This window comes from Oxynema mangrovii CENA135 (genome assembly GCF_016632315.1).
GTDB classification, from domain to species: domain Bacteria; phylum Cyanobacteriota; class Cyanobacteriia; order Cyanobacteriales; family Laspinemataceae; genus Oxynema; species Oxynema aestuarii.
The window spans coordinates 3533296-3548513 of the sequence record NZ_JAEOXH010000001.1 but is presented as its reverse complement, the minus strand read 5'-3'; the positions used below and the strand labels follow the sequence as shown (position 1 = coordinate 3548513).

Here is a 15218-nt window from a genome sequence, read left to right as displayed (position 1 = left end):
CCCGACATCTAGCTTTCTACCCATGCAATCCCTCTCTCCCTGGCAATGGCGATCGCTCCCCTCCCACAACCGCACCGGATCGGATGTTTTTGAATCGCTCTTTTTAAACCGCGCCGATCCCCCCTCAACCGCCACCATCGGCACCTTACTCGAAAGTCCGACCCCGGATCCGAAGCCGCACCCCCTCGCCCGCTATTCGATCTGTGCCGGACCGCCGCGCGTCGTCAACGGCATTCCCCAAGTCTGGACCCCCACCGTGGGTTCGATTTTACCCCGGTTGCGACAACTACTCGATCGCGGGCGATCGCTGCCTCCCGAAAGCGTCCCGGAGGCGATCGCCCACCTGCCCTTTACCGGAGGCTGGTTGGGCTGGTTGGGCTACGATCTCGCCTGGGAAATCGAGCGCCTGCCCCAGCTCAACTCCGACCCCCTGCCCTTTCCCGTCGCCTACTGGTACGAACCCGATGCCTTTGCCGTCCTCGATTACGCCGAAGGGCGCCTGTGGCTGGCCGCCCGTTCCCCAGCCGATCTCGACCTGCTCGAACGACGGCTGGACAACCCGGCGAGTCTCGAAATCCCCCGAGGACGGGCGATCGCCGGACCGCCCCACTTCCACATCTCCCAAAGCGACTACGAAAACGCCGTCCGCCGCGCCAAAGCCTACATCCAAGCCGGAGATATCTTTCAAGCCAACTTATCCTTACGCTTTGAAGTCGCCACCCGCGCCGACCGTTGGCAATTATATCGAGACCTGCACCGGATCAATCCCTCCCCCTTTGCCAGCTACTGGCAGACCCCCTGGGGCAACGTGGTCAGTTGTTCCCCGGAACGCCTGGTCAAACGGCAAGGATCCCGCGCCGAAACCCGCCCGATCGCCGGAACCCGCCCCCGCGCCGCCTCCGCCGAACGCGATCGCGCCCTCGAACGGGAATTAACCGCCAATCTCAAAGAACGAGCCGAACATATCATGCTCGTAGACCTCGAACGCAACGATTTGGGACGGGTCTGCCAGTGGGGCTCGGTGCGCGTAGACGAGTTGCTGACCGTCGAACGCTACAGTCACGTCATGCACTTAGTCAGCAACGTGACCGGAGTGTTGCAACCCCACGCCGATAGCGTCGATCTGATTCGCGCCTTGTTTCCCGGAGGAACGATTACCGGATGTCCCAAAGTACGCTGCATGGAAATTATCGAAGAACTCGAACCCGTGCGCCGCAGTTTATTTTACGGGTCTTGCGGTTACCTCGACTGGCGCGGTCAGCTCGATTTGAATATTTTGATCCGCACCTTGTTGACCTGCGGCGATCGCGTCTGGGGCCAAGTCGGCGCCGGAATCGTCGCCGACAGCGATCCGGAACGGGAATGGCACGAGTCGATGTCCAAAGCCCGCGCCCAATTAGCGGCGTTGGGACTGACCCCGGAAACCGTCGCCCCATGAGTTCGCAATTCTCCTCGAACCCATCGAAACGGTTTGCTCTCGGCGAAATCCTCCCCTTATCGGCGACAACGAACGGGGTCGAATTCTCCCGATCGCATTGGGTCGGTGACGATTTAATGATAAAAAATATTTGCCATCGTATTTCTATATACTGCTGGGGAATGCTTGAAGCTGGTACGGAAGCGATCGATGAAAGCGAACCGGATTCGTGGGCGGAAAGGGTCGAAGTTTCTGAACTCGTGACATCTCAGCCGCTTTCGTGCGATCGCTCCCTTGTTGCCTATCTTGCTAAATCGGAAGTTGAATGAACACCGAAACCTATTTGAATCATCCCAATTTTGGTCTGTTATTTAGGGTCTGTATCATCGAGAGCGATCGAGAACTGTTTACCACCCTCTACGCCCAACGCTTGTTTTTTTTGGTGGTTACTTCCGGGGAAGGGATTAAATTTGAACCCCTCACCCGGGGGGACGCCCGTCTGCTCGTTGAAAATCGCCTGCGACTCTTGCGCCGGGCGGGTCAGACGAAAGATTACACTCAGCTTCAAGCGATTCACCGTCGCACCTTTCAGTAAGGGCGGGCGATCGACGATCGCCGACGGTCTCCCGCCCCGTATTTTCGATCCCCTTGGATTCTTGAGTTCATGAGTTCTACGATTGCCAGCCGCCTCGATCGCATTCGCTCCACCCTACCCCCGTCAGTTCGATTAATCGCCGTGACCAAACAAGTCTCCGTGGCCCTCATGCGCGAAGCCTATGCCGCCGGAATTCGGGATTTTGGCGAAAATCGCATTCAAGAAGCCGACAGCAAGTACGAGCAGCTTCGGGATTTGCCCGATATTACTTGGCACGGCATCGGTCACATCCAAAGCAATAAAGCCAAACGCGCGGTAGAATTATTCGACTGGATTCACTCGTGCGACAGTTTGAAATTAGCCCGCCGTTTGAACCGTCTCGCCGGGGAATTGTCGCGATCGCCTCAAGTCTGTCTGCAAGTGAAGTTACGACCGGATCCGAATAAATACGGCTGGTCCGTAGAACGACTCTGGCAAGATTTACCCGAACTCGATCGCTGCGAACATCTCCAGATTAAAGGGTTGATGGCGATCGCCCCCTTGGGATTGGACGAAGGCGAAACCGCTACCCTGTTTGCGCGCGCGGCTCAACTCGCCCGCGAAATCGGCCAACAGCCTTGGCAACGCCTTCAAATGACGGAATTATCGATGGGAATGTCCGGGGATTATGCCCTCGCCGTGGGCGAGGGAGCTACGATGGTTCGCTTGGGTCGGATTTTGTTCGGCGAGCGCTCGTGAGGGCGATTGCCGCCGTGAAATGGCGATCGCCCCCCATTGTCGCGATCGGGGCTTGTTTTAACTTTCTTTGACTACAATTAAATCAAATCGATTCCCTTGGATCGCGATGAAATTACCTCGCGGCGATCGCCAACATTCGATTTAATTAAAATAAGCTTAAGCTCAAAAACTACGGGGGCCGTGCGGGGGCGGGCGATCGTCGCAAAAACGGGCGACCCCCTCTCGAAATTGCGTCGTGCAAACCCGGGCAGCCGAGCGATCGCCCCGGCAAATCGAGGGTTCGAGGGGCTTTAAACTAAGTCGAAAAAACATCCCCAGCTCGCCTCGAACTAAAGCTTACGATCCTTGCGAATGCCTCCCGAAATCCTCCCTCCCAAACCGACAGTCGAACAAATTTTTTCAAACTGTTGTCTGTCGGTAATCCTTGGGTAATACTAGGGATTGTTCGATCGCGCGATCGAATCAAGTCAGCAAACGAGTATTTTGTCTATCTCGTTGAAACAGATTTGATAAGCTATGGGGAGGATTTAACGAACTGATAGGGCAACCGTTGTCAACCCTAGTTTTGATGGAGCGTAAATGGTGAACGGAATATTTTCTAAATTACGGGATTTCGTCGGTTTGAACGAACCCGTAGACTACGAATACGACTACGATGAAATTGAGGGGGAAGGTTACCAAAACCTCTATCAAGAACAACCCCCCGCTCCCGCCGAAGCCGATAACCGTCAGGCCCGGACTCGTTTGCGGGATCGCAATGTTGGTGGTGTCACTATGGGGTCTTCGGGGATGAATATGGGATCGGAAGCAACGATGGGCTCGACGATGAACGCCCTCAACAACGTCATCGGCTTGCCGGGTGCCTCCAACGGCATTTCGGAAGTGGTCGTCATGGAACCCAAATCCTTCGAGGAAATGCCCCAAGCGATCCAAGCCCTGCGCGAACGCAAATCCGTGGTCTTGAACCTGACAATGATGGATCCGGACCAAGCCCAACGGGCGGTGGATTTTATTGCCGGAGGGACCTACGCCCTCGACGGCCATCAAGAACGCATCGGTGAAAGTATCTTCTTATTTACGCCGAGCTGCGTCCAAGTCAGCACCCAAACCGGAGTGGTTCACGAAGTCTTGCAACCCCACTTGCGACCCTCGCGTCCGCCGATGGGCAATCCGGCATGGACCCAACCGGAACCGGGGCGCGTCGCCCAATAAACCGACGGTCATCGGTCAGTTGGAAAGCGTAACGAGTTGACCGACCGATGACTTCTTGCGGACAACTCAGAGGAAGCACGAAGGACGAACATTGTCTATTAAACTCGGTACGATCGGAGGCGGGGTAATGGGAGAAGCTCTCTTATCCCGCCTTCTCGATCGCGGAATCTATCAGCCTCAAGCGATCGGGGTCAGCGAACCGTCGGCCTCCCGTCGCGATTTTTTGCAGCAGACCTACGGCATCGCCCCCCTGGCGGACAATCGCGCCGCCCTCGCCGCGACGGATGTGCTCTTACTGGCGGTCAAACCCCAAGTCTTTGACACCGTCGCCGCCGAAATTGCGGGAGTGGAGCGAGAGCGGCCCCCGGTGGTGGTCTCGATTCTCGCCGGGGTGCCGTTAACTAAACTCGAAGGGGCGTTTCCCGGGTGGCCCGTGGTGCGGGCGATGCCCAATACCCCGGCGCTCGTCGGCGCCGGAATCACGGCGATCGCCCCCGGCAGTTGCGTCGAAGACGACCAGTTAAAGCGAGCCCGAACCGTTCTCGAAGCCGTCGGGCAAGTGGTGGAAGTCCCGGAATCGATGATGGATGCGGTCACCGGACTGTCCGGTTCCGGGCCGGGTTACGTGGCGATCGCCATCGAAGCCCTCGCCGATGGCGGCGTCGCCGCCGGACTGCCCCGGGCGATCGCCCAACAACTGGCCATTCAAACGGTCCTCGGGACCGCCCGACTGCTCGCCGAAAGCGACCTGCATCCGGCTCAACTCAAAGACCGGGTCACCAGTCCCGGCGGCACGACGATCGCCGGAATTGCCGCCCTCGAACGCGCCGGATTTCGTTCGGCATTGGTGGAAGCGGTACGAACCGCGACGCGCCGTTCCCAAGAACTCGGCGATTGAGTCCCGGTCACGCAGTGATTTCGAGATGACCCCGACAGGCGATCGCCTCCAGGGTAATGTCGAGGTGGTCGATCCGGACTTGATCCCCTAAATCGACCGTGAAGGGGGCTAGAGCGATCTCCGTAGCCTGTCCTTCCCAAGTCAGGGACGGGGCGCCGAAGCTCAGGAAGCGACCGTCGCCCGGGTCGAGGGGGGTTTTGAGGGTAAAGCGATCGCCGTCGCGGCTACCGCTCAAGCACAGTTGACCCGGTTCGAGGCTCGCGTGGGAGTAGGAGAGTGCCGTCCGAGTGCCGTCCGGGGCGATCGTCGCCAACGCCGGGGCGAACAGATCGTCAAGGGCTTCGGCGAGCAGGGGCGCCTGGAGGGAGGCATTCAAGTCGAGCACCTGCCAAACGACCCACGCCTCGGCGCGCACGGGTTCGAGCAGTTGTAGGGGCTTGCCGCGCACGATCTCGGAGAGATTGACGCGGATATTGGTGGCGTGCATTTCCACCGCGCTCAGGTGCAGGCCGCGATAGACGACCCCGGAGGCTTTGAGGGAAATCCACGGAAGGATACCGCCGAAAATTTGGCGATCGCGCGCCGCGATCTCGACGTGCAGTTCGTCGAGGCTTTCGACTTGAGCCTTCAACCACAGCGACACCGCCCGCGAAAGGAGACGGCTGACCCATTGGCGTCGGGTCGCCTGGGGCGCGGACTCGGCCTTGGGGTCGCGGCGATCGGAAGGGGGAGTGGAAGGGACAGTCACGCTCATAAGTGCTTTCGGATTAGAGTGAAAAAGGTGCGTCGGCCCGCAGATTGGCTCAGCTTAGTTTAACGGCAGAAATCATGCAAATTCATGGTAAAATTGGGTTAGTTTTTGTCAAAACCGAATCAAAATTAATTTGACGCTACCCGAGATCGGGCAGTTCGGTGATTCCAATGGGACCATCGCGATCGCGGGCAAGGACAGAGACAGATCCCTGGGCAACGAGACTGAGGTACCCTCCCGACCGGGCAAGAACGGCGGTCTGGGGACGGTCGCCACCGTCCGGGGGTCCGGAACCCGGGGAGCGCGCGCCAGTCGAGGCGGGGAAGTTGGCCGCCGCCGCCCGGGCGATCGCCACCGTCGGCAACACCCCCGTCGAGAAAGCTCGAGGGGATACCTACTTGCCCTAGGCCGCGATCCTGTAATATTTGTACATAGTTTGGTCTGGCATCGCGTCAGACTCGCCCGTAACCTTAACGTTTACCTTTTTCGTGCGCAAAGATCGGCACTCCAGATCGTGGAAGCTAGACTGCAAAAAATCCTATCCCAATGGGGCATAGCCTCTCGCCGTCAAGCCGAACAGATGATCCTTGACGGACGGGTTCGCGTCAACGGGCGAGTCGTTCCTTTGGGAGTGAAAGCCAACCCGCACGGCGATCGCATCGAAGTCGATGGCGTTCCCGTGCGTCCGGCGGATCGACCCGATCCGATTTATCTGTTGCTGCACAAACCGAAAGGCGTGGTGTCTACCTGTTCCGACCCGCAACAACGCACGACGGTTCTCGATCTGCTCCCTTCGGAGTTGAGCGAAGCCCGTGGGCTGCATCCCGTCGGTCGTCTGGATTACAACTCTACAGGAGCCTTGCTGTTGACCAATGACGGAGACCTGACCTTCAGCTTGACTCACCCGCGTCATTCCATTGCCAAAACCTATCAAGTTTGGGTGAAAGGGCATCCACCGAAGTCGATTCTGCACGCCTGGCAACAAGGGGTTCCCCTCGACGGCAAGACGACGCGACCCGCTTCAGTTCGAGAACTGCAATACGACCCCTCGCGCGATCGCACCCTTTTGGAAGTGGTGCTGCGCGAAGGCAGAAATCGGCAAATTCGCCGAGTTGCCGCGCATTTGGGATATCCTGTCGTTCGGTTGCACCGCAGCGCGATCGGACCGATTCACTTAGGTCCCGCCGAACGCCCGAACTTGTCGAGCGGTCAATACCGTCATTTAACGGCGTCGGAGATTGATGTTTTGCGCGATTCGCCTCGGGACTCGTCTGCCCGAGGAGTCCGCCGTCGGAGAAATCTCACATCAACTAATGTGCCAGCAAAGATAAAGGAACACGGCATATGAAAAAGGATAACAAGCAAACCACTGTCAAGAATCCCGACCGCGATCGCGCCCTCAAGCTGGCTGAAATGGGTGCTTATCTGCGCCAGCAACGGGAGGATCGACGGGTATCCCTCGAAGAGATTGCCGCCCAAACCATGATCCGCGTCAGTCTCCTGCGAGCGATCGAAGCGGGTCAGTTGGAAAAACTCCCCGAACCGATTTACATTCAGGGATTTTTATTGCGATATGCCGATACCTTGGGCTTGGATGGGGTGACCTTCGCTCAAGAATTCCCCATCGGTTCCAAATGGTCTGCCCTCAAATTGAGACAGTGGTACATTCCTCTCCCTCAATTCAGACCGATCCACCTGTACATCATCTACATCATCTTGATCGCCTGTTCGGTCAAAGGCTTATCCGGCTTCATGAATGGTTCCGGTTCCCTGGCGCAAAAAGCCACCGACGGGCCGCAAATCCAAGTTACCTCCGGGGAGACGCCGGGAAAGACCAATTCTCCGGGAACGAACCTCCAGACCGTTTCCACCCAAACCCCATCCCAGAAACAAAGTGGTGAGGGCAACGGGGCGATCGAACAAGTCCGCGTCGGTCTGACCGTCAAAGACCGTTCCTGGGTCCAAGTCATTGCCGACGGCAAAACCGAATTTGAAGGCATTTTACCCGAAGGCACCGAGCGCACCTGGGAAGCCAAACAACAGTTAGTCGTTCGCGCCGGGAACGCCGGAGGCGTGATGGTGGCCGTCAATAACGGTCAAGCCAAACAAATGGGAGCGCCGGGAGAAGTCGAAGAAGTCGTCGTCAAAGCCGCCCAAAACCCCCGTTCGTAAGCCCCGCCGCCGTTTCCTTTGCCATAAAAAAAGGCAAAAGAGCTAGGGGAATCCTCTTTTGCCTTAGATCGGCAGATCGGCGATCGCGCCGCCAGCGCTACGACTTCGCCCGACCGAACGTTTCCGTCAGCATTTTCAAGCGTCGCGCGTATTCCGATTTCAAATCCCCACTTTGATAGCGCCATTCCCAATTCCCTTCCGGTTTGCTCGGGAAATTCATGCGCGCCTCACTTCCCAACCCGAACAGGTCTTGCAAGGGAACGATCGCCTGATTCGCGACCGAACTCCACGCCACACGAATTAAATCCCAGTGAATCCCCCAGGAACTCACCTCGCCGAGATAAGCCAGCAGTCCTTGGCGTTCGTGGTCCGCGAGTTTTTCAAACCAACCCACCGTCGTGTCGTTATCGTGGGTTCCGGTATAGACAATGCAATTGCGATTGTAAAAATTAAACGGCAAATAGGGATTGCCCGCCCCCGATCCAAAGGCAAAATGCAAGATCTTCATGCCCGGTAAAGCGAAATGGTCGCGCAAATGTTCCACTTCCGGGGTAATAATGCCCAAATCTTCCGCAATCAACGGCAATTGACCGAGCTTGTCCGCCACCCGTTGTAAAAAATGCTCGCCGGGGGCTTCGACCCACCGACCGTTAATCGCCGTGGTTTCGCCTTCTTCGACCACCCAATAGGATTCCAAGCCGCGAAAGTGGTCGATGCGAATCACGTCCACGTAATCGAGCATCGCGTGAAAGCGCTTGACCCACCACTCGAAATCCGTTTCTTTGAGGCGGTCCCAATTGTAAACCGGATTGCCCCACAGTTGCCCGGTGTCGCTGAAATAATCCGGGGGAACCCCCGCCATCAGTGCCGCTTCCCCACTTTCGGGATCGAGACAGAAAATATCCGGATTCGCCCACACGTCCGCACTGTCGTGAGCGACGTAAATCGGCAGATCGCCGACGATCGCGATCCCTCGTTCGTTGGCATAGTCTTTGATTTCCGACCACTGGCGGAAGAACTCGAACTGGAGGAATTTGTGGAAGTACACCGACTCGCCGACTTGTTCGTGCCAAATGTGCATGGCGCCGGGGTCGCGTCGGGAAATGCCGAGGTCCCAATTGTGCCAACTGACTCCGGCGTGGGCTTCTTTGATCGACATGAACAAGCTGTAATCGTCGAGCCAGTAAGCTTTTTCGTCACAGAAATGATTGAAAACTTCCCGTTGTTCGTCCGTGGCGTTGTCTCGATAGCGCTCGAACGCCTTTTGCAATAAGGGCATTTTCACGGCGATCGCCCGGTCGTAATCGACGCGATCGGTGGGAAACTCCGGCAGGTTGGCAAAATCGGCTTCTTCGAGCCATCCCGCTTCTACGAGGCGGTCCGGACTGACGAGCAAGGGGTTGCCCGCCATCGCCGAATACGACATGTAGGGAGAGTTGCCGTATCCCGTCGGTCCGATCGGTAAAATTTGCCAAAATTGCTGGCCGCTTTCAACGAGGAAATCGATAAATCGATGGGCTTCATCGCCGAGGTCGCCAATACCAAATCGACTGGGAAAAGAGGTGGGATGGAGGAGAATACCGCTAGAGCGAGGAAAAGGCATGAGTATGACGCGCGGGGTGAACTGGAAGGAAACGACAACGATGGGACATGATGTCGAACTTCTAAAGACTCTATCATGGCAGCGATGCGTTATTTCCGCGCGATCGCAGCTTGGGCGGGGGATCGGGAGACAGCAGGCGCGGCGATCGTCTTGAGATTTGTATTGCGATCGGCCTCAAATCAGTTTAGCGTTCGAGTACGTGTATTTTCGGCTTTAAATTTTATGATTTATAAAAATCCCGTTCCGACCGTAGACATTATCATCGAACTGCTCGATCGCCCCTCCCGTCCGTTAGTCTTGATCGAGCGGCGCAATCCACCTTACGGCTGGGCAATTCCCGGCGGTTTCGTCGATTACGGCGAGTCCGTCGAAACGGCGGCCATTCGCGAGGCCCAGGAAGAGACCGGATTGCAGGTCGAGTTGGTCGAACTGCTCCACGTTTACTCCGATCCCCATCGAGATCCGCGCCAGCATACCTTGAGTACGGTGTTTATTGCGGCGGCGACAGGACAACCGCGCGCGGCGGACGATGCTAAGGATTTGGGAATTTTCGAGCCGTGGCAGATTCCCCAAAATTTATGTTTCGATCACGAGCAAATTCTCAAAGATTACCGTCATTATCGCAATTACGGGCTTCGCCCGCCTTTGTAACGGAGATCGTCCCGACAAAAGGATCGATTTCGCTCGAGATCTGCCCCGTTTTACCCGAGACGATCTCAGGGTTTGGGAACAGAGAAAAAACCCTTTTAAAAAGGGGTGGCGATCGCGTTTTGCCGATCTCAAAGATCGAGATCTTCAAGATCGATGGAAAACCCTCGGATCTTCGGGAACGAAAGTTCGCTTGCCACCCCACCGATCCCCGGGATTGACGAGGGTGCCTTTCCCTACCATTGTCGATCTCGGCGATCCCCGTCCATCTTCATCCGGGAGATCGCGCGATCCCCGTTTGCTCGCCTCGGTTTGAATCCGCGATCGCCCCCGATCGTCGGCGTTGAAGATTTCACTGTTTTTGAAATTATTAAAATCGAGGCAGTAGGGAACTCTACAACCAGAATCGAGGTTTGACGATCGCCCCGTTCACCCCCAGGCGATCGGCGTCCGTTCCCGATCCCAAATCGCCGGGGTGAAAGCCGCTCAATTGAATTCCCAATCGCCGACAGGGACGAGGGTGATGAACCGCAACAATCCATTCGTCAATCACAATCCAAGCCGAAAAGGGGACGTTCGCGAAGCGTCTTCCCAGGAGAATCGCGAGCCCCACGATCCCACGAGGGCAAGCTGCGAGTGCGCGACTCGATGGCAAGTACACCCCAGTCACCATTGTCCCCTGTCCTGTAGCCGTCTCGGTCTGCTCGAAGGGATCCTCTCCTCCCTCGACGAGGCCATTTGGTCCGTCAGCATTTCGCGAGGAGAGACCTTTTACGTCAGTCCAGCTGCCGAGCACCTTTACGGACGGGCGATCGCCGATTTTTTCAACGATCCCCAGCTCTGGTTCGACACCATCCATCCCGACGATCGCCCCCGGGTCGAACAGGCCCTCGCCCGGGTGGCCAGCGAAGGCGGCTGGGATTTACGATATCGGATCGTGCGACCCGACGGCGAGATCCGATGGCTGCACGAACGAGCGTATTTAATTCGCGACCCCCTCGGTCGGGCCGACCGCCTCGACGGGATCGCTGCCCACATCACCGACCGCCACCCGCCTCCCGAAAATGCCGACGACGATCGCCGCCCGTCCCGGGAACAATTGTATCGAGAAGCCCTGCGGCATTTTCCCAACGGGGCGATCGTCATTTTCGACGAAAACCTGCGCTACATCGTTGCCGAAGGTCGGGGATTGGCCGAAGTTGGACTATTGAGCGACCTCCTCGAAGGGCAAACCATCGATCGAGTTTTCCCGCCGTCGATCGTCGCCGAAATCGAACCGCAATATCGAGCCGTTTTCAACGGCGTGGCCAGCCTCAACCCGATCGTCTACGCCGATCGCGTGTACCAAGTCTACACCGTTCCCCTGCTCGACGCATCCGGCGCCGTCTTCGCCGGAATGGCCGTAACCCAAGATATCACCCACAACCAGCAGATCCAAGAAGCCCTGGGCGAAAGCGAGGAACGCTGGCAATTAGTCCTAGAAGCCAATAATGACGGCATTTGGGACTGGAATCTCAAAACGGGGGAAGTCTTCTTTTCGGCGCGCTGGAAAGAGCAACTGGGCTATACAGATGCCGAAATCGCCAACCACCTCCAGGAATGGCACGATCGCATTCATCCCGACGACCGCGAGTCCGTCCTGGCGGCGATCGCCCTCCACTTCCAACACGAAAGCGAATTCTACGTCGCCCAATATCGCCTGCGAGCGAAAAACGGCGATTACAAATGGATTCTCGACCGAGGCAAAGCGCGCTGGGACGAGAACGGCAACCCCAAGCGGATGAGTGGTTCCCATGCCGATATCAGCGAACGGCAGGCGATCGAACAAGCATTGAGAGAAAGCCAGCAAAAATATAAAAGTCTCTTTGAAGCCTTTCCGATCGGAATTTCGATTACCGACTGCAACGGCGTCGTGATCGAAGCCAATCCTGCTTCGGAACGCATTTTGGGTCTGTCCCTCGACGAACATACCTCCCGCCGATACGACGAGGAATCCTGGGGGATCGTGCGCCCGGACGGCACCCCGATGCCTGCAGAAGAATTTGCTAGCGTCCGCGCCCTCCGAGAAAATCGAACCGTCGAAAATGTGGAAATGGGGATCGTCAAGGGCGACGGCCAAATTACCTGGATTAGCGTGACGGCAGCCCCGATTCCCTTAGCGGACTACGGCGTCACGATCGGCTATATTGACATTACCGAACGCAAGCAAACGGAATTAGCCCTGCGCGAGAGTGAGGAACGCTTCCGCAGCTTAGTCGATTCCATGAACGATATCGTCTTTACCCTCGATCGCCAAGGACGACATACGGGAATCTTCGGCTGCGGTTACGAACAGTACCAAGTCGATCCACGCTATTTTATCGGGAAAAGCGCCCGCGACCTGTTCGGTCCGGAAGGGGCGCGGGTTCACGAAACCGCCAATCGTAAAGCCCTCGCCGGAGAGCAAGTCATTTACGATTGGTTGGCTCCAAATCCGACAGGCGACCTACAATATTTTCAAACCTTGCTCTCGCCGTTGAGAGATTCCCGGGGAACGGTGGTCGGGTTGGTGGGGGTGGGTCGGGATATCAGCGATCGCAAACGGGCCGAAGAAGAAAAAAGCCGTTTGATTGCCTCGTTGAGGGCTAGCGAAGCTAAATTAGCGCAAGCCCAGCGCGTCGCCCACTTGGGCAGTTGGGAGTTCGAGATCGATACCCAAGCGTTTACCTGGTCGCAGCAATGCTATTCCATTTTCGGACTGAGTGAGGATACCGTTCTCAATTACGACACTCACTTAGCCCAAATCCATCCCGAAGATCGCCCCTTATGGCAAGAGACGATCGCCCGAGCATTGGAGGATGGATGTTGCTATCAGTTTATCTATCGGGTCTACGGGGCGGACGGCTCCCTGCGTTACGTGGAAACCCGAGGAGAAGGAATTTTTGTCTCGCAAGCACGGATTCCGAGCCACACCGAGGACGGCAAGGAGGTTTGGGATCGCGTCGTTCGCTTATTCGGTACGGTGATCGACGTGACGGAACGACAAAAAGCGCAAATCGCCCTTCAGGAGTCGGAGGCGAAGTATCGGGCGTTGATGAATGAGGCAGTGGATGCGATTTTGCTCAGCGACGCCCAAGGGTATATTTTGGAAGCGAACAAGAAAGCCGAGCAGTTGTTGGGCTACAGCCAACAAGAGTTACGGGGAATGCACGCCCGCCAACTCTACCCCCGTCAAGAACGGAGTCGGATTTTGAGTAGTTTGCACCAAACCGCCCGTTACGGGAAGAGTGAAGTTCTCAATACCCAGGTGTTGTGTCGGGATGGGTATACGATTTGGGTGGACTTGGCGTCGAGCGTGGTGGAGTGGGGGCGCGATCGCCGGGTGGAACAGTCGATTTTACGCGATATTACCTTCCGGATCGAAACCGAACGGATCTTGCGCCAACAAGCCCAACGGGAACGGTTGATGGGGTCGATCGCCCAGCAGATCCGCCAGTCGTTGGAGTTGTCGGAGATTTTGAATGCGGCGGTGGTGCGGGTGCGGCAATTCTTGCGCGGCGATCGCGTGGCGATCTTTCGGTTCGAGAGCGATTGGAGTGGCAAGATCGTCGCGGAATCGGTAGCGGAAGGGTGGACCTCGTTGATGGGATTGCAGATTGAAGACCCCTGTTTTCAGGAAAAATACGTACCGCTTTATCAAGGGGGACGGATTCACCGCGTGGAGGACGTGGAGCGATCGCCGTTACCTCCGTGTTATTTGCAGTTACTGACCCGGTTTGAGGTGCGGGCCTGTTTGGTGGTGCCGATTGCCCAGGGCGAGCGGCTTTGGGGGCTACTCGTCGCCCACCAATGTCGCGGCCCGCGCTCCTGGCCCGAGAGCGAAGTTAATTTTTTGAGTCAATTGGCGTCTCAAGTGGGGATTGCCACCCAGCAATCTCAACTGTACGAGGATTTGAAGGCGGCGAATCGGGAATTGCAACGACTGGCGACCTTGGACGGACTGACTCAGTTAGCGAATCGGCGGCGTTTTGACGAGTATTTGGAGCAAGAATGGCGCCGTCTGGCGCGGGAACGCGAACCGTTGTCTTTGATTATGGCGGATATCGATTTTTTCAAGTCGTACAACGATACTTACGGTCACCAGGCGGGGGATGAATGTCTCAAGCAGGTAGCGCGGGCGATCGCCGCCACGGTCAAACGTCCGGCGGATTTGGTGGCCCGTTACGGCGGCGAGGAGTTCGCGGTGATTTTACCGAAAACGAATTTACAAGGGGCCGAGTGGGTGGCCCGCCGGATTTGCGAGCGGGTGCGGGGGTTACAATTACCTCACTCCGGATCGGCGATCGATCCGTGCGTGACGCTCAGTTTGGGAACGGCGACTTGTATCCCGAGTGCCGACGGGTCCGCGAATCTGCTGGTGGCCCACGCGGATCGGGCGTTGTACGAAGCCAAACTGCGCGGTCGCAATCGCTGTTATGCCCTGTTGAGTCACTGCACGCGCTGACGGCTCCGGAGCGTGCGCGTATAGCTTACGGCATGGCTTCGCGCTTTGCGTTCGGGGTCTTCCCAGCCGAATCGCGACCGAAGACCCCCTTGACGCTAAACTGATGAAAATTGACGCCCGAGGTGGGCGAAGGCAACCGCCGATCGCGAAGCGACGCCGGAGGCGTTTCGCGATCGCCCCCCGGGTCGCCGTGTTTCCCGCTAGAATGCCCCAAAAGAACGCTTGTTGATGAGTAAAACAGTTATCCAGACCGAAAGCGCTCCCGCCCCCGTCGGGCCTTACAATCAGGCGATCGTCGCCGGGGGTCAGCTCGTCTTCGTCGCGGGTCAAATTGCCCTCGATCCGAAGACGGGCGAAATTGTCGGCCCCGATGATGTAGTCAAACAAACTCGGCAGGTGATGGCGAATTTAGAGGCCATCCTGACCGCTTCCGGAGCGACCTTCGAGCAGGTGGTCAAAACTACGGTCTTTTTAGCCAATATGAACGACTTTGCCACGGTCAATGCGGTCTATGCCGAGTATTTCCCGGAAGCGAGTGCCCCGGCCCGCGCGGCGATCGAGGTGTCTCGTCTGCCGAAAGATGTTCTCGTTGAAATTGACTGCATTGCCGTCATTTAAGTCGAGCAACGAGAGTTTTAAGAGTTAGACCATCACACGCGGATCGATCTGGTACGATCGGCGATCGGCGTGACGGCGATGCC

Annotated in this window: 13 protein-coding genes; 10 read left to right on the top strand and 3 right to left on the bottom strand. The window is 57.1% G+C overall.

Annotation, left to right across the window (positions count from 1 at the left end):
• Window positions 1-22: 22 nt before the first annotated feature.
• The 5 genes from JJD41_RS13845 (at window position 23) to proC (ending at window position 4860) form a co-directional block, all read left to right on the top strand.
• Complete coding sequence (locus tag JJD41_RS13845; protein ID WP_200666831.1) at window positions 23-1438, top strand: anthranilate synthase component I; 1416 nt, start codon at window positions 23-25, stop codon at window positions 1436-1438.
• A gap of 304 nt (window positions 1439-1742) precedes the next feature.
• Window positions 1743-2012 carry a transcriptional coactivator PipX gene (pipX, locus tag JJD41_RS13835; protein WP_200666827.1) on the top strand — a complete coding sequence of 90 codons (270 nt, stop codon included), beginning with the start codon at window positions 1743-1745 and terminating at the stop codon, window positions 2010-2012.
• A 69-nt stretch (window positions 2013-2081) separates the two neighbouring features.
• Complete coding sequence (locus tag JJD41_RS13830; protein ID WP_200666825.1) at window positions 2082-2750, top strand: YggS family pyridoxal phosphate-dependent enzyme; 669 nt, start codon at window positions 2082-2084, stop codon at window positions 2748-2750.
• A 582-nt stretch (window positions 2751-3332) separates the two neighbouring features.
• Window positions 3333-3962, top strand: coding sequence for a cell division protein SepF (locus JJD41_RS13825; protein WP_168571712.1), 630 nt, complete (start codon window positions 3333-3335; stop codon window positions 3960-3962).
• 91 nt (window positions 3963-4053) lie between these two features.
• Window positions 4054-4860, top strand: coding sequence for a pyrroline-5-carboxylate reductase (gene proC, locus JJD41_RS13820; protein ID WP_200666823.1), 807 nt, complete (start codon window positions 4054-4056; stop codon window positions 4858-4860).
• A gap of 7 nt (window positions 4861-4867) precedes the next feature.
• On the opposite strand, the gene JJD41_RS13815 is transcribed toward proC, so the two are convergent.
• On the bottom strand, window positions 4868-5614 hold the full coding sequence (locus JJD41_RS13815; protein ID WP_200666818.1) for an LmeA family phospholipid-binding protein: 747 nt from the start codon (window positions 5612-5614) through the stop codon (window positions 4868-4870).
• A gap of 136 nt (window positions 5615-5750) precedes the next feature.
• Window positions 5751-5978: a hypothetical protein gene (locus JJD41_RS13810; protein ID WP_200666816.1), complete on the bottom strand. Its 228-nt coding sequence runs from the start codon at window positions 5976-5978 to the stop codon at window positions 5751-5753.
• 147 nt (window positions 5979-6125) lie between these two features.
• Between JJD41_RS13810 and JJD41_RS13805 the strand changes: the two genes are divergently transcribed.
• Window positions 6126-6959, top strand: coding sequence for a pseudouridine synthase (locus JJD41_RS13805; protein WP_200666815.1), 834 nt, complete (start codon window positions 6126-6128; stop codon window positions 6957-6959).
• The gene (locus JJD41_RS13800) at window positions 6956-7783 is read left to right on the top strand and encodes a helix-turn-helix domain-containing protein (protein WP_200666811.1); all 828 of its coding nucleotides are present in this window, start codon (window positions 6956-6958) and stop codon (window positions 7781-7783) included. The genes JJD41_RS13805 and JJD41_RS13800 overlap by 4 nt, the downstream gene beginning before the upstream one ends.
• Before the next feature lie 97 nt (window positions 7784-7880).
• On the opposite strand, the gene malQ is transcribed toward JJD41_RS13800, so the two are convergent.
• Window positions 7881-9428 (bottom strand): 4-alpha-glucanotransferase, encoded by a 1548-nt coding sequence (malQ, locus tag JJD41_RS13795; protein WP_370583836.1) that lies wholly within the window; start codon window positions 9426-9428, stop codon window positions 7881-7883.
• A gap of 180 nt (window positions 9429-9608) precedes the next feature.
• Between malQ and JJD41_RS13790 the strand changes: the two genes are divergently transcribed.
• The 3 genes from JJD41_RS13790 to JJD41_RS13775 all read left to right on the top strand — a co-directional run bounded on the left by JJD41_RS13790 (window position 9609) and on the right by JJD41_RS13775 (window position 15135).
• Window positions 9609-10037 (top strand): NUDIX domain-containing protein, encoded by a 429-nt coding sequence (locus JJD41_RS13790; protein ID WP_200667343.1) that lies wholly within the window; start codon window positions 9609-9611, stop codon window positions 10035-10037.
• A gap of 520 nt (window positions 10038-10557) precedes the next feature.
• A complete protein-coding gene (locus JJD41_RS13780) occupies window positions 10558-14517 on the top strand; it encodes a PAS domain S-box protein (protein ID WP_200666798.1) in 3960 nt (1319 codons plus the stop codon).
• Window positions 14518-14745: 228 nt separating this feature from the next.
• Window positions 14746-15135 carry a Rid family detoxifying hydrolase gene (locus tag JJD41_RS13775; protein WP_200666796.1) on the top strand — a complete coding sequence of 130 codons (390 nt, stop codon included), beginning with the start codon at window positions 14746-14748 and terminating at the stop codon, window positions 15133-15135.
• Window positions 15136-15218: the final 83 nt, after the last annotated feature.

Excerpts from the sequence above, each read along its gene's own strand:
- pipX (WP_200666827.1), top strand. The coding sequence starts at position 1,743 with ATGAACACCGAAACCTATTTGAATCATCCCAATTTTGGTCTGTTATTT.
- JJD41_RS13800 (WP_200666811.1), top strand. The coding sequence starts at position 6,956 with ATGAAAAAGGATAACAAGCAAACCACTGTCAAGAATCCCGACCGCGAT.
- JJD41_RS13845 (WP_200666831.1), top strand. The coding sequence starts at position 23 with ATGCAATCCCTCTCTCCCTGGCAATGGCGATCGCTCCCCTCCCACAAC.
- JJD41_RS13790 (WP_200667343.1), top strand. The coding sequence starts at position 9,609 with ATGATTTATAAAAATCCCGTTCCGACCGTAGACATTATCATCGAACTG.
- JJD41_RS13815 (WP_200666818.1), bottom strand. The coding sequence starts at position 5,614 with ATGAGCGTGACTGTCCCTTCCACTCCCCCTTCCGATCGCCGCGACCCC.
- JJD41_RS13830 (WP_200666825.1), top strand. The coding sequence starts at position 2,082 with ATGAGTTCTACGATTGCCAGCCGCCTCGATCGCATTCGCTCCACCCTA.
- JJD41_RS13775 (WP_200666796.1), top strand. The coding sequence starts at position 14,746 with ATGAGTAAAACAGTTATCCAGACCGAAAGCGCTCCCGCCCCCGTCGGG.
- JJD41_RS13780 (WP_200666798.1), top strand. The coding sequence starts at position 10,558 with ATGAACCGCAACAATCCATTCGTCAATCACAATCCAAGCCGAAAAGGG.